The organism is Glutamicibacter sp. AGC46, from assembly GCF_053543715.1.
Genome location: NZ_JBLVOJ010000016.1, coordinates 97,883 through 123,068, shown reverse-complemented (window position 1 = coordinate 123,068; position 25,186 = coordinate 97,883). Strand labels below are relative to the sequence as shown.

25 protein-coding genes are annotated in these 25,186 nt (G+C 63.3%); 11 read left to right on the top strand and 14 right to left on the bottom strand.

Annotation, left to right across the window (positions count from 1 at the left end; translation table 11 throughout):
• The first annotated feature begins 126 nt into the window (after positions 1-126).
• The 4 genes from cobA (at position 127) to ACNPM8_RS11195 (ending at position 4,176) form a co-directional block, all read left to right on the top strand.
• Positions 127-1,146 carry a uroporphyrinogen-III C-methyltransferase gene (cobA, locus tag ACNPM8_RS11210; RefSeq protein WP_402696947.1) on the top strand — a complete coding sequence of 340 codons (1,020 nt, stop codon included), beginning with the start codon at positions 127-129 and terminating at the stop codon, positions 1,144-1,146.
• Positions 1,146-2,246, top strand: coding sequence for a uroporphyrinogen-III synthase (locus tag ACNPM8_RS11205; protein ID WP_448939849.1), 1,101 nt, complete (start codon positions 1,146-1,148; stop codon positions 2,244-2,246). Before cobA ends, ACNPM8_RS11205 begins: the two co-directional genes overlap by 1 nt.
• A gap of 46 nt (positions 2,247-2,292) precedes the next feature.
• Complete coding sequence (locus ACNPM8_RS11200; protein ID WP_448939848.1) at positions 2,293-3,201, top strand: carbohydrate kinase family protein; 909 nt, start codon at positions 2,293-2,295, stop codon at positions 3,199-3,201.
• A gap of 201 nt (positions 3,202-3,402) precedes the next feature.
• Positions 3,403-4,176: an IclR family transcriptional regulator gene (locus tag ACNPM8_RS11195; RefSeq protein ID WP_402735141.1), complete on the top strand. Its 774-nt coding sequence runs from the start codon at positions 3,403-3,405 to the stop codon at positions 4,174-4,176.
• A 7-nt stretch (positions 4,177-4,183) separates the two neighbouring features.
• On the opposite strand, the gene ACNPM8_RS11190 is transcribed toward ACNPM8_RS11195, so the two are convergent.
• The 7 genes from ACNPM8_RS11190 to ACNPM8_RS11160 form a co-directional block, all read right to left on the bottom strand.
• Positions 4,184-5,194: a sugar phosphate isomerase/epimerase family protein gene (locus ACNPM8_RS11190; protein ID WP_448939847.1), complete on the bottom strand. Its 1,011-nt coding sequence runs from the start codon at positions 5,192-5,194 to the stop codon at positions 4,184-4,186.
• Positions 5,195-5,207: 13 nt separating this feature from the next.
• Entirely contained in the window at positions 5,208-6,314 is a 1,107-nt protein-coding gene (locus ACNPM8_RS11185; RefSeq protein ID WP_448939846.1) for a Gfo/Idh/MocA family protein, read from the bottom strand.
• A gap of 18 nt (positions 6,315-6,332) precedes the next feature.
• Positions 6,333-7,172, bottom strand: a complete 840-nt coding sequence (locus tag ACNPM8_RS11180) for a carbohydrate ABC transporter permease (protein ID WP_105656351.1) — start codon at positions 7,170-7,172, stop codon at positions 6,333-6,335.
• The gene (locus ACNPM8_RS11175) at positions 7,165-8,157 is read right to left on the bottom strand and encodes a carbohydrate ABC transporter permease (protein ID WP_105656350.1); all 993 of its coding nucleotides are present in this window, start codon (positions 8,155-8,157) and stop codon (positions 7,165-7,167) included. Before ACNPM8_RS11175 ends, ACNPM8_RS11180 begins: the two co-directional genes overlap by 8 nt.
• 95 nt (positions 8,158-8,252) lie before the next feature.
• On the bottom strand, positions 8,253-9,605 hold the full coding sequence (locus ACNPM8_RS11170) for an ABC transporter substrate-binding protein (protein ID WP_448939845.1): 1,353 nt from the start codon (positions 9,603-9,605) through the stop codon (positions 8,253-8,255).
• A 46-nt stretch (positions 9,606-9,651) separates the two neighbouring features.
• Positions 9,652-10,764 carry a Gfo/Idh/MocA family protein gene (locus ACNPM8_RS11165; RefSeq protein ID WP_105656348.1) on the bottom strand — a complete coding sequence of 371 codons (1,113 nt, stop codon included), beginning with the start codon at positions 10,762-10,764 and terminating at the stop codon, positions 9,652-9,654.
• A gap of 5 nt (positions 10,765-10,769) precedes the next feature.
• A complete protein-coding gene (locus tag ACNPM8_RS11160) occupies positions 10,770-11,510 on the bottom strand; it encodes a sugar phosphate isomerase/epimerase family protein (protein WP_426733562.1) in 741 nt (246 codons plus the stop codon).
• A gap of 158 nt (positions 11,511-11,668) precedes the next feature.
• Here ACNPM8_RS11160 and ACNPM8_RS11155 point away from each other — a divergent pair, with 158 nt between their 5' ends.
• Both ACNPM8_RS11155 and hutU read left to right on the top strand, forming a co-directional pair.
• Complete coding sequence (locus ACNPM8_RS11155) at positions 11,669-12,883, top strand: ROK family transcriptional regulator (protein ID WP_133834000.1); 1,215 nt, start codon at positions 11,669-11,671, stop codon at positions 12,881-12,883.
• 130 nt (positions 12,884-13,013) lie between these two features.
• The gene (hutU, locus tag ACNPM8_RS11150; RefSeq protein ID WP_448939844.1) at positions 13,014-14,690 is read left to right on the top strand and encodes a urocanate hydratase; all 1,677 of its coding nucleotides are present in this window, start codon (positions 13,014-13,016) and stop codon (positions 14,688-14,690) included.
• 78 nt (positions 14,691-14,768) lie between these two features.
• Here the strand turns inward: hutU and ACNPM8_RS11145 are convergent, their stop codons facing one another.
• Positions 14,769-15,278, bottom strand: a complete 510-nt coding sequence (locus ACNPM8_RS11145; RefSeq protein ID WP_105656344.1) for a Dps family protein — start codon at positions 15,276-15,278, stop codon at positions 14,769-14,771.
• A 379-nt stretch (positions 15,279-15,657) separates the two neighbouring features.
• On the opposite strand from ACNPM8_RS11145, the gene ACNPM8_RS11140 reads away from it, so the two are divergent.
• The 4 genes from ACNPM8_RS11140 (at position 15,658) to panD (ending at position 19,167) form a co-directional block, all read left to right on the top strand.
• Positions 15,658-16,071 carry a hypothetical protein gene (locus ACNPM8_RS11140; protein WP_426733556.1) on the top strand — a complete coding sequence of 138 codons (414 nt, stop codon included), beginning with the start codon at positions 15,658-15,660 and terminating at the stop codon, positions 16,069-16,071.
• A 273-nt stretch (positions 16,072-16,344) separates the two neighbouring features.
• Positions 16,345-16,923 carry a DUF3060 domain-containing protein gene (locus ACNPM8_RS11135; protein WP_448939843.1) on the top strand — a complete coding sequence of 193 codons (579 nt, stop codon included), beginning with the start codon at positions 16,345-16,347 and terminating at the stop codon, positions 16,921-16,923.
• Positions 16,924-17,092: 169 nt separating this feature from the next.
• On the top strand, positions 17,093-18,634 hold the full coding sequence (hutH, locus tag ACNPM8_RS11130; protein WP_133834003.1) for a histidine ammonia-lyase: 1,542 nt from the start codon (positions 17,093-17,095) through the stop codon (positions 18,632-18,634).
• Positions 18,635-18,744: 110 nt separating this feature from the next.
• Entirely contained in the window at positions 18,745-19,167 is a 423-nt protein-coding gene (panD, locus tag ACNPM8_RS11125; protein WP_332503325.1) for an aspartate 1-decarboxylase, read from the top strand.
• 7 nt (positions 19,168-19,174) lie between these two features.
• Here panD and ACNPM8_RS11120 read toward each other — a convergent pair whose 3' ends face one another.
• Both ACNPM8_RS11120 and ACNPM8_RS11115 read right to left on the bottom strand, forming a co-directional pair.
• Positions 19,175-21,631: an ABC transporter gene (locus ACNPM8_RS11120; RefSeq protein WP_448939842.1), complete on the bottom strand. Its 2,457-nt coding sequence runs from the start codon at positions 21,629-21,631 to the stop codon at positions 19,175-19,177.
• Between the two features lie 53 nt (positions 21,632-21,684).
• A complete protein-coding gene (locus ACNPM8_RS11115) occupies positions 21,685-22,062 on the bottom strand; it encodes a hypothetical protein (protein WP_359185519.1) in 378 nt (125 codons plus the stop codon).
• A 155-nt stretch (positions 22,063-22,217) separates the two neighbouring features.
• On the opposite strand from ACNPM8_RS11115, the gene ACNPM8_RS11110 reads away from it, so the two are divergent.
• Positions 22,218-22,703 carry a DUF6328 family protein gene (locus ACNPM8_RS11110; protein WP_105656337.1) on the top strand — a complete coding sequence of 162 codons (486 nt, stop codon included), beginning with the start codon at positions 22,218-22,220 and terminating at the stop codon, positions 22,701-22,703.
• A 12-nt stretch (positions 22,704-22,715) separates the two neighbouring features.
• Here the strand turns inward: ACNPM8_RS11110 and ACNPM8_RS11105 are convergent, their stop codons facing one another.
• The 4 genes from ACNPM8_RS11105 to ACNPM8_RS11090 form a co-directional block, all read right to left on the bottom strand.
• Positions 22,716-23,516 (bottom strand): oxygenase MpaB family protein, encoded by an 801-nt coding sequence (locus ACNPM8_RS11105; protein ID WP_359185517.1) that lies wholly within the window; start codon positions 23,514-23,516, stop codon positions 22,716-22,718.
• Between the two features lie 63 nt (positions 23,517-23,579).
• Positions 23,580-23,771, bottom strand: a complete 192-nt coding sequence (locus ACNPM8_RS11100) for a TRADD-N-associated membrane domain-containing protein (RefSeq protein WP_359185514.1) — start codon at positions 23,769-23,771, stop codon at positions 23,580-23,582.
• A 53-nt stretch (positions 23,772-23,824) separates the two neighbouring features.
• Positions 23,825-24,208 carry a D-ribose pyranase gene (gene rbsD, locus ACNPM8_RS11095; RefSeq protein ID WP_359185512.1) on the bottom strand — a complete coding sequence of 128 codons (384 nt, stop codon included), beginning with the start codon at positions 24,206-24,208 and terminating at the stop codon, positions 23,825-23,827.
• 34 nt (positions 24,209-24,242) lie between these two features.
• The gene (locus tag ACNPM8_RS11090; protein WP_359185510.1) at positions 24,243-25,166 is read right to left on the bottom strand and encodes a ribokinase; all 924 of its coding nucleotides are present in this window, start codon (positions 25,164-25,166) and stop codon (positions 24,243-24,245) included.
• Between the last annotated feature and the right edge of the window lie 20 nt (positions 25,167-25,186).

The following is a 25,186-nucleotide window of genomic DNA, read 5'->3' as shown; positions in this document are numbered from 1 at the left end:
CGAATTATTGCGCTTGAAACATTTGCGATACCTCCGGGAAAACCTGGGCGCCTAAGCTGGGTGCATCCACTAGTTCAAGGAGAATCCCATGTCACCCCTAGAAACTCGAGCAGAATCAAGGAAACCATGATTGGCATCGACCTCGAACTGCGCGGATGCACTGTGCTGATCGCTGGAAGTAAATCCGGGAGCAAAAATACTGCGCTGCGCTTCCAGGCGGAGGGCGCCACGGTGCTCACCGCCGACGGGCCCTTCCAGGCAGTACAGTTGCTGGAACAAGCCGGCCTGCTGGTGATCTGCGATGCCGAACCGCTGCGCTTCGCCTCGGTGGTGCAGGCCGCGCGCATTCCCGTCATGCACCTTGGACCAGCGACCCGGGCCGGATCCATCACCCTGCTCGGTGGCGGCCCCGGCGCATTGGACCTGCTGACCCTGCGCGGCGTGCGGGCCCTGGCCGAAGCAGAAGTCGTCTTCGCCGACAGGCTCGGTCCCGCAGCGCACCTGCCGGCTCTCGCACCGCAAGCTCAAATCGTGGACGTCGGCAAGCTTCCCGGACACCACAAGCTCACCCAACGGGATATCGAAGCCCTGATGATCGAAGCGGCCCGCGGTGGCGCTGCCGTAGTCCGGCTCAAGGGCGGAGATCCCTTCGTCTTCGGCCGCGGCTTCGAAGAAATCGCGGCCGCTACCGCTGCGAGCATCCCGATCAGCGTCATCCCGGGACTGAGCTCGTGCATCACCGTGCCGGCAGCAGCCGGCATCCCGGTCACCGCGCGCGGGGTGAACACCATGTTCACCGTGGTCTCGGCCCACGATCCACTCAGCGATGCGCAGCTTGACCACCTGGCCAAGCTGGGCGGAAGCATCGTGATCCTGATGGGCATGGGCACCATCGAGCAGACCGTCGCCGGGCTGCACCGGGTCGGCATGGACCCGCAAATGCCATGCGCCATCGTCGAATCCGGCACCACCGACATCCAGCGCACCAGCTGCACCCGGCTAGCCCGTCTCGCCGAAACAGCCCGCGGCCATTCCAACCCTGCAGTCATTGTCATCGGTGAAGTCGCTGGGCTGCCGGCCACCCTGGTGAACGCGGCAGCGCAAGAAGAGCCGGCCACGCTGGCAGCGCAATTGGAAGTGGCCTGATGAGCAGCCCCAAACCCTTGGCCGGCTTCCGGCTGGCCGTCACCAGCGACCGCCGTTCCGCAGAACTCATCGAAGCCTTCGAACGCCGCGGCGCCGAGGTGACCCATACTCCGCTGCTCCAGCTCGCCCCGCTGGACGATGAGCAGCAACTGATCGCGCAAACGCAAAAGCTGATTGAGGTCCGTCCGCAGGTAGCCATCATTACGACCGCCTACGGACTGCGCCGCTGGGTTGACACCTCCGAGGCTGCCGGCATTGGCGACGAGCTGCTGGCAGCGCTCGGGCAGGCGCAGCTCTACGTCCGCGGGGCCAAAGCCCATGGCGCCGTCAAGGCGCTGGGCCTGGAACCGGCCGCCGTGGCCAAGGACGGGCGCAGCGCCTCCATGCTGGAACTGCTGGAGGGCAAGCTCCAGGGCGCCACCGTCGCCTTGCAGCTTCATGCCGATTCCGACCATGGAATGCCCCAGAGCCTGCGCGAGCTGGGCGCTCGCCGGGTGCTGAAGGTGGAGCCCTACCGCTGGCAGGACACCAGCAGCGATAGCGGGATTTCTGCTTTGGTGGAGGGCCTGTGCGCCGCCCACTTCGACGCGGTGACCTTCACCAGCGCGCCAAGCGTGCACGCGCTGTTCGCCGCTGCCAAGGCGCGCAATCGCTTGCCCGCACTGCTGCGCTCACTGGCCGAGCGCGTCGCAGTGGCCACCGTTGGACCGGTGACTGCTGCCCCGCTGATCGAGGCGGGCATCTGCCCGCTGGTTCCCGAGCGCCATCGCATGGGTGCGATGATCGGCCAGCTCGTGGAGCATCTGGCCTCGCTGGGCACGTTGCAGGCGCAAACGGTCCACGGCCAGGTGCAGCTGCGCGGTCGCACCCTCTCAGTCCAGGACGAAAACTGCGAATTGACTCCCGGGCAGGCCGAATTGGTGCGCGCGCTGATCGAGGCCGGCGGCAGCGTCCTCTCCCGCGAAGAGCTGGGGGCCGCACTTCCGGAAGCCAGTTCCAAGCATGCCTTGGATATGACCCTGAGCCGGCTGCGCAAGGCGTTGCCGCAACCAGAAATCATCGCCACGGTCATCAAACGTGGGTACAGGCTGAACGTATGATCACCCCGATGGGCTTTTTCCCTCCGGGTTACGTAGGATCGATGTCATGGTTAATATTCAGGTTGCCGGTGAAGCCCTAGTCGATATCGTCGATGGTGTGGCGCATCCCGGCGGTTCCCCGATGAATGTTGCTGTTGGACTGGGCCGATTGGGCCACGAAGTCCTGCTCCAGACGGACATCGGCGATGACGAGCATGGCCGGCTGATCGCCGAACATGTGGCGGCCTCAGGCGTTCAGCTCGCAGCCGGATCACACACCGATGCGCAGACTTCCAGCGCCACCGTCGTGCTGGACGAGTCCGGAGATGCCAACTACGAGTTCCAGCTGAACTGCAAATTGCAGAGCATGGCTTCGACCCAAGCCACCTTGTTCCATTCAGGATCCGTTGCAGCATTCCAGGGTCCGAGTGCCGCTCGAATCCATGAGGCTTTCGAGGCTTCCCCACCGGGCCAGATCCTGAGCTTCGATCCGAACCTGCGTCCGGAGCTGGTCGAGGACCGGGCAGAATCGGTCAAGCAGATCGAGAAGCTGGCCGGGCTGGCGGATATCGTCAAGCTCAGTGACGAAGACGCCCTGTGGCTCTATCCGGGATGGGACACCAATCGCATCCTGGAGCACTTCTTGGAGCGCGGGGCATCGCTAGCGATCATCACCTTCGGCGCACGCGGAGCCGAGGCCCGGACCAGGCAAAGCGAGGTCATGGTTCCCTCGATTTCGGTGCGTACCGTAGATACGGTCGGCGCCGGTGATGCGTTCATGGCCGGGCTGCTCCACGCCATCTTGGACAGCTCGCTGGCCAAGTCCCTTCGCGATGGCACGCAGCCGGACAGCGTCGAGCTGGAGAAGGTCATGCAGATCGCTTCGGTGTGCGCGGGAATCACCGTGTCGCGCGCCGGGGCGAATCCTCCAACCCTTGACGAGCTGAATCATTTCCTCAGTTCCACGACGCGCTAGACCTTTCATTTCTGGCCGATAGTCGCTGGGATCTCCGCCTGGAATGGCGCTGATCCCAGCGACTATTTATTTCATTCGTTGTGGGTGACTAGCATTATCCGCCGGCAGCCAGCCCAGCAGCCTGGACTATCGAAGGAAACCGCTGACCAGGTTGCTAGAGTTCCTTGCAGAGCACTATGCACGATTCATTGAGGAGGCCCCATGGGCAGCAAGGTTCCAGCGGCCGATAACACCTTGCGGATCCTCAGGTTGCTGGCCAGCAGGAAGACCCCGACTCCGGCGGCAATGATCGCCACGTTGCTGGAGCTTCCTCGATCCAGTGTCTACCAGCTGCTGAACGTGATGCTGGAGCACGGATTCATCACCCACTATCCAGAGGACAAATCCTATGGTCTGGGTGTCTCCGCTTTTGAGCTTTCCAGCGCCTATACCCGCCAGGAACCGCTGGCACGGCTGGGTGCCCCGCTGATTGCCCAGCTGGTCGACAAGGTCGGGGAAAGCGCCCACCTGGCCGTGCTGCATGGTTCCGATGTTCTCTACATTGTCGAAGAACGCGCCAAGGGCCGGCCATCCTTGGTCACCGACGTGGGTGTTCGCCTGCCTTCGCACCTGACCGCATCCGGCAGGGCAATTCTCGCCGCGCTGCCCAAATCCCAGGTGCGTGCGCTCTACCCCGGTGCTGCCAGCTTCACGGAGCGAGTGGCCGAGTCATCGATCTCCAGCTACTCGCAGTTGCGCCGCGAGCTGGACCAGAGCACGCAGCGCGGCTATGCCGTAGAGCGCGGGGATGTCACCCCGGATTTCCACTCGCTCGCGGTAGAAATCCGGGATTCCAGCGATTGGCCGGTGGCCGCCGTTGCTGTCACCTTCCTGGCCGATCGTGTCCCCGAAGAGCAGTGGGAGACTCTCCTGCTGCAGATCCGCGCCACCGCTTCAGTGATTACCTCGCGGGTGCAGGGCAAGCGTCAGTCCTAGCCAGGTGCTACTGGTTCGAGAATGCCGCGTCGAAGGACGCTTCGGGGCGCTTGAACAGGAGGCTGCGGATGTAGCCCACAGCTTCCTTCGCACCGTGCAAGCGGTCCATTCCCGCGTCTTCCCATTCAATGGAGATGGGGCCCTTGTACCCGTGGAAGTCCAGTGCGCGGAAGGCATCTTCCCAGTTGATGTCTCCGTGGCCGGTGGAGACGAAGTCCCAGCGCCGGCGGGGATCGCCCCACGGGAGATGGGAACCCAGGATGCCATTGCGCCCGTTGGGATGATGCATCCGGGTGTCCTTGCAATCCACGTGGTAGATGCGGTCGGCGAAGTCGGTGATGAATGCGACCGGGTCGATGCCCTGCCAGAACATATGGCTTGGATCCCAGTTCAGCCCGAACGCTTCGCGGTGGCCGATTGCTTCCATGGTGCGCACGGTAGTCCAGTGATCGTAGGCGATCTCGGATGGGTGCACCTCCAGGGCGAACTTCACTCCCTGCTCATCGAATTCGTCCATGATCGGATTCCAGCGATCCGCGAAGTCCTCGTAGCCTGCAGCGATGACCTCGCCCGGAACCGGCGGGAACATGGCGACGTACTGCCAGATCTTCGAGCCGGTAAAGCCAACCACTACATCGGCACCGAGCTTGCGGGCGACGCGGGCCGAGCGCTTCATGTCCTCGGCGGCCCGCTGGCGGACGCCTTCCCCATCTCCATCGCCCCAGACATAGTCGCGCAGGATGGCCTGGTGGCGGAAGTCGATGGGATCATCGCAGACAGCTTGGCCGCCCAGGTGGTTGGATATCGCCCAGGCTTTCAGCCCGTACTTGTCCAGGATTTCCAGCCGCGACTGGAGGTAGGCCGGATCCTCGTCGGCACGCTTGAGGTCCAGGTGGTCACCGCTGGCTGCGATTTCCAATCCGTCATAACCCCATTCGGAAGCCAGCCGGGCGACTTCTTCGAAGGGCATATCAGCCCACTGGCCGGTGAAAAGCGTCACTGGATGCGTCGCGTTCATGGTGGTTTCTCCTCTAGTCATCGGTGTCGATCCAGTCCCCGGAATCAGCCGATTCCAGAACGGCATCGGTCAAACGGCAGGCGCGGGCGCCATCGGCAAAAGTTGGAAGCCCTTCGGGTGCTTCGCCACGGATCGCCGCGTAGGTGTCGGCCACGAAAGCGGCGAAAGCATCAAGGTAGCCCATCGGGTGTCCTGCAGGTACCACCGACAAGCGTGCGGCGTCGGGGCTGAGATCAGCGGCCTGGCGGGACAGGATCGAGGACATGTCGGGTTTGCCGATCCACAGTTCTTCCGGCTTTTCCTGCTTGAATTCCAGCGCCGACCGGTCTCCGGACAACTCGATGGTCAAGGCGTTTTTCCGGCCGGCGTTGACCTGTGACACCATCAGCGTGCCGATGGCGCCCGAAGCCATCTGCACAATCAAGGCGGCAGCATCCTCGGTATCGACGTCCACGGCGCCCCGCTGCTGGTGGGCAATGGAGGTGGTCGCGTTCAGCCGAACGATCCGCTCCCCCGCAATGAATTCCAGCAGATCCACCAGATGCGAACCGATGTCCGCGAAGGCCCGCGAAGGCCCGCCTTTGGCTGGTTCTACCCGCCAGTTGCTGTCGCTGACCGTATGCATCCAGTCTTGCAGGTACTGGCCACGCACGGTCAGCAGCCGGCCAAGTTTCCCTTCCTGCACGTGGGCCCGGGCCTGCCGCACCATGGGGTGGTAGCGGTAGACGAACGGCACCGAAGCCACGGCCCGGGAACGCGATGCCAGCAATGCCAGCTCGCCGGCTTCCCGGGCGCTGGTCGCCAGCGGCTTCTCGCAAACAACGGACAGGCCAGCTGCCAGTGCGGAGGCTGCCTGCTCGGCATGCAACGCATTGGGCGAGGTGACATGCACGGCGTCGCATTGGGCGAGCAGCGCTTCGACGCTGCCGAAACCGGGCACGCCCAGGGCGGCTGACGCTTGGCGGGTGGATTGCTCGCCGTTGGACCGCACCCCGATGAGCTGGGCGCCTGCCCGGCGGATCGCATCGGCGTGGGTCCGGGCCATGAAGCCGCCGCCGATGACGCCGCCCTTCAGTTCCTGCATGGCCGGTGCAGCCTGCTGACTGTTCAACTGGGACATGTAATTCCTTGTCTTTTCTTACTTGACCGCGCCGGAGGACAAGCCTGCGACCAGGTGCCGTTGGGCGAAGAGGAAACCGACCAGCACCGGAATCGATACCACCACCGAGGCGGCCATCATCTGGTTCCAGTACACATCGGTCTGCGAAGCGTAGGCCTGCAAGCCGATGGACAGCGTCCTGGTGTCCGAATTGGTGAGCACACTGGCGAAGAGCACTTCGCTCCAGGAGGTGATGAAACAGTAGACCGACACCGCGATGATCCCCGGGCGTGCTACCGGCAAGACCACCTTGAGCAGTGCGCCGAGCCGGCCAAGTCCATCGACCATGGCCGCCTCTTCCAGTTCCTTGGGCATGGCGGCAAAGAAGCCGGTGAGCATCCAGATGGAGAATGGCAGGGAGAACGTCATGTAGGTGACGATCAGCCCCAGGTAGGTTCCGTTCAGCTGCAGTCCCACGGCACGCTCCAGCTGGGTGAAGATCAAGAAGAGCGGCAGCAGGAACAGGATGCCGGGGAACATCTGGGTGGAGAGCACGATCAGCCGGAAGGACCGTGCCCCGCGGAAGTCGAAGCGCGAGAGCGCATAGGCGGCCAGGATCGCGATGGAAACCGAGAGGATGGTGGCGCTGATGGTCACGATCAACGAGTTGGCGAAGTACTTGCCCAGCGGCACCGTGGTCCAGATATCCAGGTACGGGGCCAGCGTGATTTCCGAGGGAATCCACTCGAAGGCGCCGCGCACATCCTTGAGGGGCTTGATGGAGGTCGTGAGCACCACGTAGAGCGGCAGCACGATGATCAGGGTGATGAAGGCTAGTCCGAAAACTCGCAGGATGCGGAAGCCGCGGGTCTCAATCATCGATGCTCTTTCCCTTCGGCATGACAAGTCGGATGTAGAACGCTGAGACGATCAGCAGGGCAATCAGCAGGACGACGCTCAAGGCGCCACCCACGCCGAAGTTCCAGTTGTTGAAGGACTGCTGGTAGATCAACGGGGAAATCAGGGTTGCTTCTTCCGGGGACACCGGGCCGAAGAGCAGGTAGGGGATGTCGAACTGGTTGAACACCCACAGTCCCAGCATCAAAAGCAGCACCACGTTGGCGTGCTTGATCATTGGCAGGGTGATCCTGGTGAACTGCTTCCACAGGCTGGCTCCATCCAGGGAAGCGGCTTCATAGACTTCGTTCGGGATGGATTGCAGGGCGGCCAGCAGCATCAGGAAAGCGAAAGGCCAGAATTGCCAGACGGCGACAACCACCATGACAAAGAAGGAATTCCCGCCCAATAGCCAGAACGGCCCTTCCTCCAGGATCCCGAGGTCTTCGACCAGGAAGCGGTTGACCATGCCATCGCGCTGGTTGAACATGAACGCCCAGGCGATGGTGGTGACGTAGCTTGGCAGTGCGTAGGGCACCAGGAACAGGGTGCGGAAGAATCCGTTGCTGCGGAATTTGGATGCCAGCAAGACCGCGGCGAAGATGCCAAGGCTCCAGGCGATTGCCACTACCAGGAAGGTGAACAGGAAGGTGCGCCCGAGGGCGTCGAAGAATTGGGAACCGATCGGACCGTTGGGGTCCAGCGCGGTGGTGAAGTTCTGCAGTCCCACGAACGGGGCCTTGACCCAGTTGGCAATGGAGAACTGGGTCAGCGAGAGGAAGGCGATCCATACGCCGAGCAGCATCGGAATGATGTGGATCAGCAGTTCCAGGAATGCTGCGGGAGCTGAGAGCGCATAGGGGAAGAACCGGTCGCGCTTGATTGAACTGCGCTTGATCGCCCTTGAAGCGTCGCGGGGCTTGAGCGGTTCGCTGATTCGAGGCGGTGTCTGGGCTGGCGCCGACATTCGGTCTCCTTTCATGAAAACGAATTTGGGTGCTGCAACTGGCCGCGGGGGCGCAAAGAGGTCCGCTCCCACGGCCAGTGCAACGTGTCGGGCCGCTAGCTAGCCGGCATCTGCTTCTGCGCGTCTTCCAATGCCTTGCGGACATCGGCCTCGGTGATTTTTTCGCCCTGGGCAATCCTGGCGAATTGCTTGGCGATGGCCTCGCCTACGAGGGATTCCATCTGCCCTTCGGTGGGGAACAGCGGCATCGGGGCAGCGTTATTGGCCAGGATCTCCTTCTTGGCCTGCTGCTCGGGGGTGTCGAAGGCCGGGTCGTCGAAAGCTTCGGTGACCGATGGCAGCGAGGTGTACTTGGCGTTCAGCTTCTTCTGCTCATCGACGCTGAGCAGGTGGTTCACGAATTCAAGGGCGGCATCCTTGTTATCCGAGTTCTCGAAGACGCTCACGTTGATGCCGGCAACCAGCGACTGGGTGGCTTCCAGCCCGGTGGCATCGGCGTTCTTCAGCGGGATGGGCGCCATGGCGTAGTCCTTGAAGTCAGCGGCATTGAAGGACTTGCCCGGGGCCTGGTCGAAGAACATGGCGGCGTTGCCGTCCATGATTTCCCCTGGCAGCACCGAACCGTCATTGATCTCGGCGTTGGACTTGGAGACAACGCCGTCCTCGCCCATCAGCTGGATCCAGTCGTTGACGCCGCTGACGACGCCATCATTGGTGAAGTCCGGCTTGCCGTCCGTGGTGTACAGCTCGCCGCCGTTCTGCATGCCCAGGATGAATGCGGAGTGGGCATTATTGGCGGTACGCTGTCCGGCCAAGGTGAAGCCGTACTGGTCGACCTTGCCGTCGTCGTCGGTATCCTTGGTCAGCTTCTTGGCGGTGGCCAAGAATTCATCCCAGGTCTTCGGAGCCTGCTTGATGCCGGCTTCCTCGAACATCTTGGTGTTGTAGTACAGGCCGTAGGCCATGGAATACAACGGCAGCGAGGTTGGGGCCTGGCCCGCGGCGCCGCCGGTGGCCAGGGCTGCCGGCACGAACTTCTCGGCTCCGCCTATGGCCTCCAGCGCCTCGCCTTCAAAGGGGACGAAGGCGCCGCTGGCCTGCAAGGTGGTGGCCCAGGTGTTGCCGATGTTCAGCACGTCCGGCCCTTCGCCGCTGGAGACGGCGGTGAGGATGCGGTTGTACAGGTCGGCCCAGGGAACGACTTCCAGCTCGACCTCGATGCCGGTTTCCTCGGTGAACCGCTTGATGGATTCGCCCAGGATCTCCTCGTCCTGGGTGACCGAGCTGCCCTGGTTCGAAGCCCAGTAGGTGATGGTCCCGCCGGCTTCTTCCGAGCCGGAGCCGGAAGCCGAGCCGGAACAGGCGGCCAGGCCGCTGAGCGACAACGCTGCGATGGAGGTAATCGCCGTGAAGCGCCCCAGCTTGCTCTTGAAATGTGGTGCAGACATGTTTATTCCTTTTCAGGTGCGGGTGATGCTGTCAAGGGGTGGTGCTTCAGGCAAGGATGCCGGGAGCCGAAGGATCCCAGGCTGGGTCCAGCAGCGCGATGGGCTCGATCGTCGAGGCCACGTCGATGAATGCTCCCGATTCCATTGCTTCCGCGGCGCAGACCATGATGTCCAGGACGTGGAACGCCAGTTCGCCGGGCACGCGTTCCTTGCGTCCCTCGCGGATGGCTTGGGCGAGTTCGGCAACGCCGGTGCCGCGCCCGTAGGTGGATCCTTCGGCGGTGACAACGCTCGGCTCCTGGTCCTCCAGGTGCAGGATGGTGTCTCCGGTGAATTCGTTCGGATCCGGCAGCTGCGCGGTGCCTTCCGTTCCGGAGATCTCCACGAACCCTGCACGCTTGAGCTTGGAGTCGAAGCTGAAGATGCACTGCGCACTGGCCCCGGATTCGAAGGAGAGCAGCGCTCCGACGTGGGTTGGGACCTCGACCGGGAAGCTGGTTCCGGCCTTGGGGCCTGCACCGATGACCCGCTGCGCGCGGGCCTGCGAACCCAGGGCGGCAACCTTGGCTACCGGGCCGAAGACCCGCACCAGGGTGGTCAGGTAGTAGGGCCCGAGGTCGAAGAGCGGTCCCGCGCCGTGGGCGAAGAGGAATTCCGGGCTGTGGTGCCAGGATTCCGGGCCGGGGCCCTGGAAGATGGCCAGGCCCGAAAGCGGGGTGCCGATGGCGCCTGCTTCAATCTGCCGCAGGCCGGTCTGCAGGCCCGCACCCAGGATGGTATCCGGGGCCACGGCGACGCGGACTCCTGCTGCCTTGGCGGCTTCGACCAGCTGCCGTCCGGATTCGCGGTCCAGCGCGTAGGGCTTCTCGCCCCAGACGTGCTTGCCGGCGGCCACCGCCTGCAGGGCTACCTCGACATGCACTGCCGGGATCGTCAGGTTCACGACGATCTGGATGTCTTCGCGGGCCAGCAATTCAGCATAGGTTCCCGAGGCTTCCACGGACCATTTGCGCGCTTGGCTTGCTGCGCGCTCGGTATCCAGGTCGGCGATGAACCGCACGGCGAGGTCCGGGAATGCGGTGAGGTTCTCCAGGTACTGGTCGCTGATGGTGCCGGCTCCGACAATGCCCACGCCCATGGGCTGATTCTGAAATTCCATAGTCCCTAGTTCTTTTCTGCTACGAGGTAGGCGCGGCTTTCGGACACGGCCTGGAAGATGTCGCCTGCGAAGTCATCGAGTTCCACTACATGCAGCATGCCGTTGGTGGCGTCGATGATCTGGTCGATCGGCATGGATCCGCTGCCCACTGGAACCTGTTCCTTGTGGTTCTTGGACTTCGGCCCGTCCTTGATGTGCAGGGCTACGACGCGGGGTGCCAGCGCTTCAAGCAGCTGGAGCACATCGGCGCCGCCCACGGCAACCCAGTAGGTGTCCACTTCCAGGACGACTTCCGGGTCCAGCAAGCTAGCCAGGTATTCCAGGGCCGTCTTGGAATTGATCTTGCTGGAGATCTCCCAGTCGTGGTTGTGGTAGCCGACCTTGATGCCGTATTCGGCCCCGCGCCGGGAGGCGGCGTTGAGCTTCTGCGCGATGGCACCGATGGACTCGGCATCCTGCCACTGCTCCGCCGGGATGAACGGATCGATGACGGTGCTGATGCCGAGTTTGCCGGCCGCGGCGAAGACCTCGTCGTAGTCCGAGGAGAGCAGCGGTGCGTGCGCCGTTGGCGCGCTGAGTTCGTTCTCGGCCAGCGCCTGTGCATACTCGTCAGCGCGGGCCACGAAGTTGTACGGCTCGACTTGCGTGTAGCCGATGCCAGCTACGCGTTCGAGCGTCGCGGCCAGGTTCTCTGCGATGTGCTCGCGCAGCGTGTACAGCTGGATTGATAGGTCGTGGGCAGGCAAAGGCGTCTCCTGAAAGAAGTGGTGGGTGCGATCCAGATGCTCATGACTTGCATCACACCTTGAGACTAGTTTTACTTTTGTCGATAGTCAATAGAAGTATGTCGACATTCTCATAAAGTGTTTCGGCTTCGCGTCCATTGCTGTGTTTTACTGGGTTCATGGCCAATCCTTCGAGCCCCCAAAGCATGCAATTCGCCCGCGGCGCCAGTGGGGCAGGCGACGTCTTGCAACTGTTCATGGACGGTGCCGCGCACAGCCGCACGGACCTTGCCGCCCTGACCGGCATGGCTCGCTCCACCCTGCAAGAGCGCCTCGACGTGCTCATCCAGCTGGGCCTGGTTGGCACCATCGCGGATGGCGCGTCCACCGGAGGCCGCCCTCCCCAGCGGCTTGCCCTGCTCCCCGATGCCCGCCTGGTGCTGGCCGTCGATCTGGGAGCCAGCCACCTGCGCGTTGCGCTGACCGATCTGGCCCCCACTCCCCTAGTGCAATCCCAGGCTCCCATTTCCTTCGCCGACGGCCCGGTGGCGATCTTGCAGACCGCGATGGATCTGGCCGATGGCTTGCTCGATTCGCTGGGCCGCACCCGTGACGATGTCATTGCCATAGGCATGGGAGTGCCAGGGCCGGTGAATTTCGAGACCGGCCGTCCCGCCAATCCGCCCATCATGCCCGGATGGGACGACTTCGACATCCCCGCTTGGTTCCAGCAGCAGCTGGACGCCTTGGTAGTCGTGGACAATGACGTCAACCTCATGGCCATTGGCGAGAAGGACCAGCTGGAGACCGGCAGCGAGGACTTCATTTTCGTCAAGCTGGCCACCGGCATCGGCTCGGGCATCATTTCCGGAGGACTGCTGCAACGCGGAGCGCAGGGCACAGCCGGCGATATCGGGCACGTGCGCATCCGCCGCGGCGATGGCATCTACTGTCATTGCGGCAATGAAGGCTGCCTGGAAGCCGTAGCCGCCGGACCCAAAATTGCCACCGCATTGCGGGCGCAGGGCATCGAAGCGCACAGCAACACCGATGTGGTCGCCCTGGTGAACTCGGGGAACATCCAAGCGATCCATGCAGTGCGCCAAGCCGGCCGCGACTTGGGCGAGGTTTTGGCTGCCAGCGTGAGCTTGCTGAACCCGTCGCTGATCGTGGTCGGCGGACGCATCTCCGCCGCCGGAGAGCACCTGCTGGCAGGCATCCGCGAGGTGGTCTACCAGCGCGGAGCGCCGCTGTCCACCCAGCACCTGCAGATCCGCACCTCGCGCAGCTGGGAAGTTGGAGCCCTGCGCGGTGCCAGCATGATCGCCATCAGCCAGGCCCTGAGCCCGCAGGCCATCGAACGCAGCGCGCTGGCGCTGATCCCCGCCACCTAGGAGCTGGAGGCAACCGGAAATTCCTCTGATTCTGAAATACCGGACAGCTCTGCCTATTCTCCGGTACCCAAGCCATGGCCGATAGCCAATGATGGAATCAGTTAGCTACGTTACATCGTAAGGAATTGCCATGAGCCACGAATCACGTGTTGTCCGCGCCCCGCGCGGTACCGAACTGACCGCCAAGTCCTGGGCCACCGAAGCCCCATTGCGCATGCTGATGAACAACTTGGATCCGGAAGTTGCCGAACGCCCCGAGGATCTCGTGGTCTACGGCGGCACCGGCAAGGCAGCCCGCTCATGGGAGGCATTCGATGCGATCGTCCAGACGCTCAAGGACCTGGAAGAGAACGAGACGCTGCTGGTGCAGTCCGGCAAGCCGGTCGGCGTCTTCAAGACCAACAAGTGGGCACCACGGGTGCTGATTGCCAACTCCAACCTCGTTGGCGACTGGGCCAACTGGGAGCACTTCCGCAAGCTCGAAGCCGAAGGCCTGATGATGTACGGCCAGATGACCGCCGGTTCGTGGATCTACATCGGCACCCAGGGCATCTTGCAGGGCACCTACGAAACCTTCGCCGCGATCGCCGAGAAGCGCTTCAAGGGCTCGCTGGCCGGAACCCTGACCTTGACCGGCGGCTGCGGCGGCATGGGCGGCGCCCAGCCGCTGGCCGTGACCCTCAACGGCGGTGCCGTGCTGATCGTTGACGTGGATGAAACCCGACTGCGCCGCCGTGCCTCCAAGCGCTACCTCGATGAGGTCGAGCTGGATCTGGACAAGGCGCTGGGCAAAGTCCTGGCCGCGAAGTCCGAGGGCCGCCCGCTGTCGGTGGGCTACGTCGGCAATGCCGCCGAGGTCTTCCCGGCGCTGCTCAAGCGCCACGTAGCTGGAGAATTCTCCTTCGAGATCGTCACCGACCAGACCAGTGCCCACGATCCGCTCAGCTACCTGCCGGTGGAATACACCATGGACCAGTGGCACGCCGAAGCCGAAGCCGATCCGGCCGGCTTCACCAAGAAAGCCCAGGCCGCCATGGCCGCGCAGGTCGAGGCGATGGTGGGATTCCAGGACGCCGGCGCGGAGGTCTTCGACTACGGCAACTCGATCCGCGACGAGGCACGCAAGGGCGGTTTCACCCGCGCCTTCGAATTCCCCGGCTTTGTCCCGGCCTACATCCGTCCGCTGTTCTGCGAAGGCCTGGGCCCGTTCCGCTGGGTAGCGCTGTCCGGGGATCCCGAAGACATCAAGGTCACCGACCAGGCGCTGAAGGACCTGTTCCCGGAAAACGAGCACCTGCACCGCTGGCTGGATGCCGCACAGAAGCACGTGGAGTTCGAGGGCCTGCCTGCGCGCATCTGCTGGCTGGGCTACGGCGAGCGCCACAAGGCCGGCTTGCTGTTCAACCAGCTGGTCGCCGAAGGCAAGGTCTCTGCACCTATCGTGATCGGCCGCGACCACCTGGATTCGGGTTCGGTAGCTTCGCCGTACCGCGAGACCGAGGCCATGAAGGATGGCACCGATGCCGTGGCCGACTGGCCGCTGCTGAACGCCTTGACCGCAACCAGTTCGGGTGCCACCTGGGTTTCGATCCACCATGGCGGTGGCGTGGGCATGGGCCGTTCCATCCACGCCGGCCAGGTCTCCTTGGCTGACGGCAGCGAAATGGCCGCCGCGAAGCTGGAGGCGCTGCTGACCAATGACCCGGGCATGGGCGTCATCCGCCACGTCGATGCCGGATACGAACGCGCCGCCGAAGTTGCCGCTGAACGCGGCGTGCGCATCCCGATGGCCGCACAGGAGAAGTAGGACGCGCACATAGCCTGAGGCACCACTGATTGTGGTGCCTCAGGCTATTTATTCAATTCCAGGACCGCGCGGCCCGGGTTAAGGCTTCCGGGTTTCCGCGCTGATAAACCAGGCTTGCTGCTCCAGATCCGCAATGTACTGGTGCAGGATATCGGCGGTGGTCGGATCCGCTTCATCCACCGGGTCATGGACCTCTCGCATGACTCCCACAGTGGTCTGCAGTGCCTTGACAACCATGTCCACTGCATTAGTGGTCAGGATTTCGGTATTCACCGGTTGTTCCAGCTTCGTGTACTTCGTGACCGTTGCTGCCAGCCCGTCCGGAGTGGCATGCAAAGCTCGCATCCGCTCGGCGACTTCATCCGAGCCGCGCCGCGCGATGTCAACGATTTCGTCGAGGTTCTGGTGCAGGTCGCGGAAGTTGGGACCAACAACGTTCCAGTGGATTTGCTTGCCCACCAATTGCAGGTCCAGCAGCTGGATCAGCACGGTCTGCAAGGACTCGCGCAGCACTTCCGGAGCCACGAACCCGTTTTCTGCGTTTTCGCGATCAGTTTTCTTTGCTGGAGTCTTCTTCGAATTAGCCAATGCTTCTCCTTACGTTGTCATGGACGCTTGGGGCAAGACCTGTCTCGGTGTCCCAGTCTGGACACTATCGATTTACCGGGCGGATTCCGACCGGATGGACAATTCTTTCGGAGAACGCTCAGCTTTCCCTTCGCGCCTGTTGAGCAATTCCAGAAGCCGCCATGGCAGCTGCGGAAAATCCTCCTTGTCCCTCGGGTTCCCGGGAATGGCGATTCCTTTAGCACGCAGTAGTGAATATTGGCCGAAGTCTCTGAACACCATGGGTATTGGCTTAACTGCGGGTTTCCAGCGGCCCTGAGCTTCCCCGAAATCCTTGAACCGGGCTTTTTCTACGCATAGCGTAGGGCAAGTCAGGATCCACCGACCCACGGAGGACAGCATGTCTGAGCAGGATGCAAACGAGCAGTTCGGGAACTTCGATAACAACGAATCTGAAGGCTTCGAAAGCCAGTCCAATTCAGATTTCGGATCAAATGACAATGGCGGATTCGAAAGCCAGCAGTCAGAACAGCAGTCCTATGGCGGTGGCGAAAGCCAGCAGTCCTACGGCAATGACAGCCAGTCGGAACAGCAGTCCTACGGTGGCGGCGAAAGCCAGCAGTCAGAACAGCAGTCCTACGGCAGCGATAGCCAGTCCGGACAGCAGTCGGAGCAGCAGTCCTACGTCGATAGCAACGAATCCGGTGAGGAATCGTTTGGCGGCGAAAGCCAGTCCGGACAGCAGTCCGATGGCCAATCGTATGGAAACGATGAAAGCCAATTTGGTTCCGAAGAGCGGAATGAAGGATTCTAGGAACCAAATAGCCCGGTAGGTTCGCCTGCCGGCTCAAATCGTGCCCGTTCTCCCCCTGGGCACTAGTAATCGCTTCACTGCTTGCACTGGGCAAGCGGTGAAGCGATTACTTTTGTCCCCGCACGGAATCGTCAGCAAATTGCATGGTTGCGTGCTCCCGGGGCACGAGAACTCATTCGTTCCTGAGCCGTTCGCGTTGGTCATTTATCGTCATTCAACGCAGAATGTATCTATACCGCGTGTCCAAATGCGCTGGCCGGTTCGATTGACAGGATGGTTATGTTCTCGAAAATTACCACACGCCTCGCTGGGCCGCTGGCGGTTGGAATCCTTGCAGTCGCACTGGCAGGTTGCGTGAGCATCCAACCCTCCAGCGAAGAGACAAGCGCACCAGCAGAAGAAAGCATGGCACCGGAGAACGCCGGGCCTATCGAAGGCAGCGTCACCCCAAGCTCCAAAGCCCCAGAAGGCGCTTCTACTGGTACTCCCAATGTTCCGAAGGCACCTGCGGACAGCACCTTCCAGTCCGTCTATGATTTCCTCGATGCGCAAGCGACCGAAATCAGGTGCACGGGCGGCATGGATATCTCTGAAATGGGTCAAATGCTGAAGCTCATCGGCGATTGCCAGAACGTCACCGTCTCTGGTTCCGGAAACATGATCGTCGCTCCGCACATCAAGAATCTTGAGCTGGACGGCAGCGGTAATATCGCAGCGGTCAAGAACATCAAGCACGTAACCTTTAGCGGCATCGGCAATTCTGCCGCATCCCTTAACGAGAACGCCAAGGTCACGGACAACGGCTCGTCCAACAAATTTGGCGAGGAAGCCTTCGAAGGCATCATCTTCTGAAACCGGAACCCCTGAACGGGCCTCCAATTGGAGGTCCGTTCTTTTCTCCCTCCAGGGCACTGTCTGGCATTTCGGACAGATGACCCGAATATCAGTGCCGTGCAAACTCGTTCTGCCGAACAATGGAGATTAGAGACCTCATTGCAGCGTAGAGAACGGATTGAAAATCATGGCTACTTCCCCGCACGTAACCCTGGACCTAGCTGGCGCCACCGCCGATGACGTGATTGCGGTAGCCCGGCACAACGCGCAGATTAGCCTCGCGCCTCAGGTTCTTGAAGAACTGGCAGCAGTCCGCGCCCACATTGATGCCCTGGCTTCAGCCGACACCCCGGTCTATGGCATTTCCACCGGGTTCGGCGCCCTGGCAACGCGCCACATCGCTCCCGAGGACCGCGCTAAACTGCAGCGTTCGCTGATCCGCTCGCATGCAGCCGGCATGGGCGACCCAGTTGAGCGCGAAGTGGTGCGCGCGCTGATGTTCCTGCGCGCCAAGACCCTGGCCTCGGGCCGCACCGGCGTGCGCCCGGTAGTGCTGGAAACCATGGTTGGACTGCTTAATGCCGGCATCACCCCGGTGGTGCGTGAGTACGGTTCGCTGGGTTGCTCAGGAGACCTTGCTCCGCTCTCCCACTGCGCACTGGTCTTGATGGGCGAAGGCGAGGCCACTGACCGCGAAGGCGTGAAGCGCCCAGTGCCGGAGCTCTTTGCTGAAGCAGGACTGGAACCTGTCGAACTGGCGGAGAAGGAAGGCCTGGCGCTGGTCAACGGCACCGACGGCATGCTCGGCCAGCTGCTGATGGCACTGGCAGACCTGGAAGAGCTCGCAGACATTGCCGACGCCACCGCGGCCATGAGCGTCGAAGCCCAGCTGGGCACCGACCAGGTCTTCCGTGCTGAACTGCACGAACCGCTGCGCCCGCATCCGGGCCAGGGCCGCAGTGCTGCGAACATGTTCAGTTTCCTTTCGGGCTCCCCCATTGTCGCTTCGCACCGCGAAGGCGACGGCCGGGTGCAGGATGCCTACTCGCTGCGCTGCTCCCCGCAGGTTACCGGCGCAGTGCGCGACACCATCGCCCATGCCCGCCTGGTCGCCACCCGCGAATTGGCGGCAGCCATCGATAACCCTGTCGTGCTGCCATCGGGTGAAGTCACCTCCAACGGCAACTTCCACGGTGCTCCCGTGGCGTACGTCTTGGACTTCTTGGCCATTGCCGTAGCTGACCTGGGATCCATTGCAGAGCGCCGGACCGATCGCATGCTCGACCCGGCTCGTTCCCGCGATCTGCCAGCTTTCCTTGCCGATGACCCGGGCGTGGATTCGGGCATGATGATCGCCCAGTACACGCAGGCCGGACTGGTCGCGGAGAACAAGCGTCTGGCCGTACCGGCCAGCGTGGATTCCATCCCGTCATCAGCGATGCAGGAAGACCATGTTTCCCTGGGTTGGCACGCGGCGCGCAAATTGCGCACCTCGGTCGCCAACCTGCGCCGCATCCTGGCAATTGAAATGCTGATTGCCGGTCGAGCCCTGGATCTGCGCCAGCCATTGCAGCCTGGCCCGGCTACCGGCGCCGTATTGGAGCTGCTGCGCACCAAGGTCGCAGGTCCGGGCGAGGACCGTTTCCTCTCTGCCGAGCTGGAAGCTGCTTGCCAGTTGCTGGCCTCCGGGGAAGTGCATCGCGTGCTGGAAACCCATCTGCCAAAGTAGCCGTTCGCGGCCAACTGTGTGGGGTGCCGGACAATGCCCGGGCATCTGCGCGCAAGAGGCGTAAGCTTGGATACCGGGAAACCACTTACCTCGCGTGAAAGAATCGTCTAATGCAACGCACCATGTTCAAGTCCAAGATCCACCGGGCAACTGTCACCCAGGCAGACCTGCACTACGTAGGCTCGGTCACCGTTGACTCCGAGCTGCTCGAAGCCTCGGATATCCTGCCCGGCGAACTGGTCAGCATCGTAGACATCACCAACGGCGCCCGCCTGGAAACCTACACCATCGCCGGCGAGCCGGGCAGCGGGGTCATCGGCATCAATGGTGCGGCAGCGCATCTGGTGCACCCCGGGGACCTGGTCATCCTGATCAGCTATGCGCAGATGGAAGACGCCGAGGCTCGTGGCTATGTGCCGAGCGTGGTGCATGTGGATGCCGATAACAAGATCATCCACCTCGGCGATGATCCTGCCGAAGCGGTGGCCGACGGGGTGCAGACCCCGCCGTACGCACTGCTGAACAGCAACTAGTCCAGCTTCACAAGGCCAGCCGGCGCGCAAGGTATTGCGCGGTTCTGCTGGCCTTGTCTTGCGCCACCGCCGTTGGGGTCCCCTCGGCAACGATGCGCCCGCCGCCATCCCCGCCGGCCGGCCCCAAATCGATCACCCAGTCGCTTGCGGCAACCACATCCATCTGGTGTTCCACCACGATGACGGTGTTGTCCTGGTCGACCAGCTGCTGCAGCTGCGATACCAGCAGCTGCACGTCGGCAGGGTGCAGTCCGGTGGTGGGCTCATCGAGAAGATAGAGCGTGTGCCCGCGGCGCTGGCGCTGGAGTTCGGTGGCCAGCTTGATGCGCTGGGCTTCGCCGCCGGACATTTCGGTAGCTGGCTGGCCCAGCTGCAGATACCCCAGTCCGACTTCGCGCAGGGTCGCCAGGGCCCGTGCCGCGGAAGGGATTCCGGAGAGGAATTCTTCGGCTTGGCTGACGTCCAGTTCCAGGATCTGGGCAATGTTCTTGCCCTGGTCTTCGACGTCCAGGGTCTGCTGGTTGTACCGGGTTCCGCGGCATTCGGGACATGGCCCGTAGGTCCCTGGCAAGAAGAGCAGCTCGATTTCCAGGTAGCCTTCGCCCTGGCAGTTCTCGCACCGCCCGCCGGCAACGTTGAAGGAGAAGCGTCCGGCACTGTAGCCGCGTTGCCTGGACAGCGGCAGCTCGGAGAAAGCCTTGCGGACCGCATCGAACAGGCCCGTGTAGGTTGCGACATTGGATCTGGGCGTGCGCCCGATGGGCTTCTGGTCCATGAGCACTACGCGGCTTAGCTGGTCTGCGCCGGTGACCTCGGCGATCACCGCGCGGTCCGCCGCCGCCTCCGGATCCTCCGGCCCGGAAAGCACCGGGCCGCCCGCAGCCTGGGCCAGGGCACCGCAGACCAGGCTGGACTTGCCCGATCCCGACACGCCGGTGACCGAACAGAAGACCCCCAGCGGGAACGCGGCGTCCACGTCGTCCAGGTTGTGCAGGTTCACCCCGCGCAGCTGCACCCATCCTTGGGCTTCGCGCGGCTCGCGGCGCGGCGCAGGCCCGGGATCGAGGAAGCGCCGGGTCACGGATCCCTGAATTCCGGACAGCCCGGAAACTTCTCCGCTGTAGAGCACCTGCCCGCCGTTGCTGCCTGCGCCCGGGCCGACATCGACAATCCATTGCGCACGGCTGACCACATCCATATTGTGCTCCACCACGAACACCGAGTTGCCTTCGGCCTTGAGCGCATCGAGCACCTCGATCAGCGGCTGCACATCGGCCGGGTGCAGTCCGGCCGATGGCTCATCGAGCACGTAGATGACGCCGAACAGTCCCGCGCGCAGCTGGGTGGCGATGCGCAGGCGCTGCATTTCCCCCGGCGACAGCGTCGGGGTGGCGCGGTCCAGGCTCAGGTATCCCAGCCCGAGCTCGACCAGCACCTGGATTCGGCCCAGCAGGTCGGCGCTGATGATGCTCGCGACTTCAGCCTGCGCTTCTGCCTGGGCATCAGCCGCGAAGGGGCGCAAGAGCTCGGCCAGGGAGCTGAGCGGCTTGCCGTTGAATTCCGCGATATCCAGGCCGTCGAAGGTGACCTGGAGGGCATCGGGGCGCAATCCCGTCCCCGAGCACGCCGGGCAATCCTGCGAATGCATGAAAGCCAGCGCCTTGGACCGCAGGTTCTCGCTCTTCGAGGTCGCAACCGTGTGCCGGACGTAGCGTTCGGCACTCCAGAACCGGCCCTTGTACGGTTTGGCCACGCGATCCCGTTCCGGGGTGACCTCCACGACTGGCTGGTCTTCGGTGAACAGCAGCCACTTCCGTGTTTCCGCGGGCAGCTGCTGGAACGGAACGTCGATGTCGTAGCCCAGGTGCGTGGTGATGTCCCGCAGGTTCTTGCCCTGCCAGGCGCCGGGCCAAGCCGCAATCGCGCCGTCCCTGATGCTCAGGGAGGAATCCGGGACCAGCGATTCCTCGCTGACCGAATGCACCGTTCCCGCACCGTGGCATTGCGCGCAGGCGCCGGCCGCGGTGTTGGTGGAAAAGGCATCCGAATCCAGCCTCGGTGCACCCTGGGGGTAGGTTCCAGCGCGGGAGAACAGCATGCGCACGGAGTTGGAGAGCGTAGTCAGGGTCCCGACGGTGGAACGGGAACTGGCAGCACCACGCCGTTGCTGCAGGGCCACGGCCGGTGGCAGCCCGGAGATGAATTCCACCTTGGGAGTGTGCCCCTGGGCGATCAGCCGCCGCGCGTAGGGAGCCACCGATTCCAGGAATCGGCGCTGGGATTCAGCGAAGATGGTTCCGAAGGCCAGGGAAGATTTCCCGGAACCGGAGACCCCGGTGAAGGCGACAATGGAATCGCGCGGAATGCGCACTTCGACATTATCCAGGTTGTTCTCGTTGGCACCCCGCACATGGATGAAGCCGTCATGGTCGGCAGGTGCCCGGAAGGATGCAAAGCTCTTCATCTTTCCCACACTATGCGCCTGCACGGGGCGAACTCAATTCGCACCTCGCGCGCTCACCCTTCGGATTGGCAGGCCGCGTCGGGGCAGCCTTGCCAGGTCTTCGAGAAGTATCCGACAATATCGGTACCGTGTTCCCACGGGTAGATTTCATCGACCTTCCCGTGGATACGCATCGCCGCCTGCTCCACGGCCAGGTGGAAGAACCGGCAGACCTGTGAGTAGTGCCAGAGATCTGCAATCAGCTCGGCCAGCTGTCCATGGGCCAGCGGCCGGCCGGGTCCAAATCCGGCTGCCGCCATAGCCTGGAGCACGATATCCTCCGTGAGTTCATGGCCTTTGCCGCAATCGCACCAGGCCAGGCCCTGGCTGGGCATCGACCACACATCAATGCTGCTCCCGGCGGCGCCATCGGGTTCCATCTGCTCCTCCATCGTCGAATTCTGCTTGGCTCCCGAATGTACCGGCCACGACCTACAGTTTGGCCCGGCGGGCCGGCAGGCTCTTGCCTGCACCGGCATTGCTTGGCATAGTCGTTTGAGCCGGCGGGGTTCAACCAACTGGCGGATTGAGGCCGAGGAGAACAGTGATGATCAAGCGTTCCCACCCCGATACCAGCGATGGCGCACCGCACCGGCAGTGGAACGAGCTGCTGCAGGAAATGCGGGTGATGCAAACTGGTGTGCAGATCCTGGCTGCTTTCCTGGTGGTCCTGCCCTTCCAGGCGAGGTTCGAGATGCTCAGCCGAACCGACGAGGTGGTCTACATCATCTTGCTGGTGGCGGCCACTGTGCTGATTCTGCTGCTGATCACCCCCGTGGCCGTGCACCGGTATCTCTTCGGGCAGCGGCTCAAGGAGCAGACGGTCAGCTTGGGCCACGCCATCGTGAAGATCGTGGGCATCGGCGTGGGGTTGCTGGTCTCGGGTTGCGTCTGGTTTGTGCTGCAGGTGCTCTTCGGCTGGCAAATCGGGGCCTGGATCGGAGGGCCGCTGATCCTGGTGGCCTTGTTCCTGCTGGTGGCGCTGCCGCGGATCCTGATCCGGGTTGGACCCGAGAACGGCTCGGGGCACTAGGCTTCGGGCCGGCTAGGCCATCTTGTCGACGCGGCGCAATATCAGCCGCATCGGGGCATGCCTGAGGGCTCGCGGCAGCAGCCGCGTGGCGGCCCTGGCGACGGCGATGACGCGGGCGTTGCGCCTCGCGGCTTTCCCGGTGAGGCGATAGCCGAAGCCTTCGCGCACCGGGGCCGGCAGCTGGGCGATGGTCACGTCGCGCATCAGCGGCATGCCGATCCGGACCCACCGTGGGGCATTGCGTGCTTCGAAAAGTTCGCGGGCCAGCGCCCTGGTCTGGTCGGTGACTTCCAGCTCCGCTTGATTCTGCGCAAAGTACTGCTCGAAGCCGCCGAGGTCCTGCGGCCAGTAGTCGACCGGCATCTGCAAGGCCTCACCGAGCCGTGCGTACTGCAGGTAGAGCTCTTCCTGGTCTGCCTCGTTTTCATCCAGGATCTGGCCGGCAATTACGCGGGCCGAATCATAGAGCGTGGCCGCCACCCACAACTGCAGCCTGGGATCCAGCGCAGAATACGCGGGCCTGCCCTCGTCACGTGTTGCGCGAATGGGCCGGTGCGCCGCGTCCACATGGGCGATGATCTTGCGCTGCTGTTCTGCTGTGCCATTGCTCAATGCATAGATATAGCCGAGGGTATGAATCAGCCGGCTGAGCGGGTTGGCGGCGAAATCAGAGTGCTCGGCAATGGCCCGGCCAATCTGCGGGTGGGCCAGCTGAAGCAAGATGGCTCGGCCCGCTCCGAGCAGCAGCCCGGCTTCCGGCGCGATGCGGGAGAAGGGCTCGCCGTTCTCTGCGGCCAGGTTCCTTTGCGTCATGACCCCCATTCTAGGCAGTCGGCTAGCCCAAGGTCATTGGCGCCGATGGCTGCAGGAAGTTGCTCAGGATTCTTGCGTCGCAGCCTTCTTCAGCAGGACAACGACCGAAGTTGCGGCCATGAACACGGTTCCCGCGATCACCGCAATGCTCTGGGGCGTCTGGCCCGGGTCGCTGGACAACGCCGGCACGGTGAGAATCAGGACGGCGGCCCCCAGCACCATGAGGGCAAAAGCTGCATAGAACATCTTCTTCACTGCGTCTCTCCTCGGGTAGCGCGCTGCCGCGAAACAGCTGCGGCATCCGGTGCCTAGAATGCTACCCCACAGTGCAGGATCGCGTTGGCGTAGGGGGTAGCTTCCCCCGTGCGCACGATGACCTTGGCCTGGGGCAGTTGGGCTTTCAGCTCTTCGTGGGAGAGGAAGTCCGGGTCCAGGCCCTTGGCCAGGCACAGTTCCTGGACCGGGCCGTTCTCGGCTTCGGCCGCCAGGGTGCTGTTCTCGATCACCAGGTTCCGGGCCAGGACCTCGAGCACCTGATCGAAGCTGGGCAGCCCCTGCACCAAGGCCAGATCGATGACCAGTGGGCCTTCGGGCAGCGGCAGGCCGCAGTCCGCTATCACCACGGTGTCGGTATGCCCGCACTTGGCCAGGGCGGCCAGCAGCGGGGCGTTGAGAATTTCGGATTTCAGCACAGCGGCTTCCTTAGGTCTTGCTCGAAAAGGGGTCTCAGAGGTTCTGCAGGGAACGCGGGTAGGAAGCTTGGGCTCCGTGCGCCTGCACCGTCAGCGCGGCGAACTTGCCGGCGAATTCTGCGGCCTGCGCCAGGTCATCGCCCTTGGCCAGGCGGGCAGCCACCGCACCGGTGAATGCGTCGCCGGCACCGGTGGTGTCCACGGCCTTGACCTTCACGGCGGGCAGCGCGCGAACCTGGACCCCGCCGTTCTCCCCTGGGAAACGGTCGGCAACCAGGCAGCCATTGGCGCCGAGGGTGATGACCACGCTGGCGATGCCCTGGTCGACCAGCATCCCGGCCAGGCGCTCGTACTTGCCGTCGAACTGGCGAGCCGGGTGCGGGTTCAGCTGCTGGAGCACGGCTTCGGCCTCATGCTCGTTGACCACCAGCGGGTTGGCCTTGAGCAGGTACTCGCGGTCCAGTTCGATCACCGGCGCCAGGTTGAGCACGATGCGCTGTGTGGCAGCATCCATGGCGGCCTTGATGCCCGAGGCAGGAATCTCGCCCTGCAGCACCAGGATGCCCTCGATGCCCCCGGCGCCCTGCACAGCCTCGCCGGAGACGGTCGAGTTGGCCCCGGAGACCACGGCAATGGAGTTCTCTGCGCCACGGTCCACCTGGATGATGGCTACGCCGGTCGGCTCGCTGGTGCGGGCCACGCGATCGAGCTTCACGCCGGCTTCCTCGAGCTGGCCCAGCGCGATTTCGGCGTGCGAGTCGTTGCCGACGGCGCCGATGAATTCCGTGGCGGCACCGGCCAGCGCGGCGGCCAGCGCCTGGTTGGCGCCCTTGCCGCCGGGCGAGAGCTGGTAGGAATCTGCCAGCACGGTTTCGCCCGGGCCGGGAAGGCGGGCCATCAGCGCGGTGATGTCCACGTTGCTAGAGCCCACAATGGTGACCTGGATGTCCTGCTGCATGCTATTTCCTCTGGTTCTCT

What these genes read in the sequence shown, in the direction of transcription:
- ACNPM8_RS11195 (WP_402735141.1), top strand. Translation starts at nt 3,403, where the DNA reads ATGGGCAGCAAGGTTCCAGCGGCCGATAACACCTTGCGGATCCTCAGG.
- ACNPM8_RS11185 (WP_448939846.1), bottom strand. Translation starts at nt 6,314, where the DNA reads ATGTCCCAGTTGAACAGTCAGCAGGCTGCACCGGCCATGCAGGAACTG.
- ACNPM8_RS11090 (WP_359185510.1), bottom strand. Translation starts at nt 25,166, where the DNA reads ATGCAGCAGGACATCCAGGTCACCATTGTGGGCTCTAGCAACGTGGAC.
- panD (WP_332503325.1), top strand. Translation starts at nt 18,745, where the DNA reads ATGCAACGCACCATGTTCAAGTCCAAGATCCACCGGGCAACTGTCACC.
- ACNPM8_RS11120 (WP_448939842.1), bottom strand. Translation starts at nt 21,631, where the DNA reads ATGAAGAGCTTTGCATCCTTCCGGGCACCTGCCGACCATGACGGCTTC.
- ACNPM8_RS11200 (WP_448939848.1), top strand. Translation starts at nt 2,293, where the DNA reads ATGGTTAATATTCAGGTTGCCGGTGAAGCCCTAGTCGATATCGTCGAT.
- ACNPM8_RS11180 (WP_105656351.1), bottom strand. Translation starts at nt 7,172, where the DNA reads ATGATTGAGACCCGCGGCTTCCGCATCCTGCGAGTTTTCGGACTAGCC.
- ACNPM8_RS11140 (WP_426733556.1), top strand. Translation starts at nt 15,658, where the DNA reads ATGTCTGAGCAGGATGCAAACGAGCAGTTCGGGAACTTCGATAACAAC.
- ACNPM8_RS11115 (WP_359185519.1), bottom strand. Translation starts at nt 22,062, where the DNA reads ATGGAGGAGCAGATGGAACCCGATGGCGCCGCCGGGAGCAGCATTGAT.
- ACNPM8_RS11110 (WP_105656337.1), top strand. Translation starts at nt 22,218, where the DNA reads ATGATCAAGCGTTCCCACCCCGATACCAGCGATGGCGCACCGCACCGG.
- hutH (WP_133834003.1), top strand. Translation starts at nt 17,093, where the DNA reads ATGGCTACTTCCCCGCACGTAACCCTGGACCTAGCTGGCGCCACCGCC.
- ACNPM8_RS11135 (WP_448939843.1), top strand. Translation starts at nt 16,345, where the DNA reads ATGGTTATGTTCTCGAAAATTACCACACGCCTCGCTGGGCCGCTGGCG.
- ACNPM8_RS11205 (WP_448939849.1), top strand. Translation starts at nt 1,146, where the DNA reads ATGAGCAGCCCCAAACCCTTGGCCGGCTTCCGGCTGGCCGTCACCAGC.
- hutU (WP_448939844.1), top strand. Translation starts at nt 13,014, where the DNA reads ATGAGCCACGAATCACGTGTTGTCCGCGCCCCGCGCGGTACCGAACTG.
- ACNPM8_RS11175 (WP_105656350.1), bottom strand. Translation starts at nt 8,157, where the DNA reads ATGTCGGCGCCAGCCCAGACACCGCCTCGAATCAGCGAACCGCTCAAG.
- ACNPM8_RS11170 (WP_448939845.1), bottom strand. Translation starts at nt 9,605, where the DNA reads ATGTCTGCACCACATTTCAAGAGCAAGCTGGGGCGCTTCACGGCGATT.
- cobA (WP_402696947.1), top strand. Translation starts at nt 127, where the DNA reads ATGATTGGCATCGACCTCGAACTGCGCGGATGCACTGTGCTGATCGCT.
- ACNPM8_RS11155 (WP_133834000.1), top strand. Translation starts at nt 11,669, where the DNA reads ATGGCCAATCCTTCGAGCCCCCAAAGCATGCAATTCGCCCGCGGCGCC.
- ACNPM8_RS11105 (WP_359185517.1), bottom strand. Translation starts at nt 23,516, where the DNA reads ATGACGCAAAGGAACCTGGCCGCAGAGAACGGCGAGCCCTTCTCCCGC.
- ACNPM8_RS11190 (WP_448939847.1), bottom strand. Translation starts at nt 5,194, where the DNA reads ATGAACGCGACGCATCCAGTGACGCTTTTCACCGGCCAGTGGGCTGAT.
- ACNPM8_RS11165 (WP_105656348.1), bottom strand. Translation starts at nt 10,764, where the DNA reads ATGGAATTTCAGAATCAGCCCATGGGCGTGGGCATTGTCGGAGCCGGC.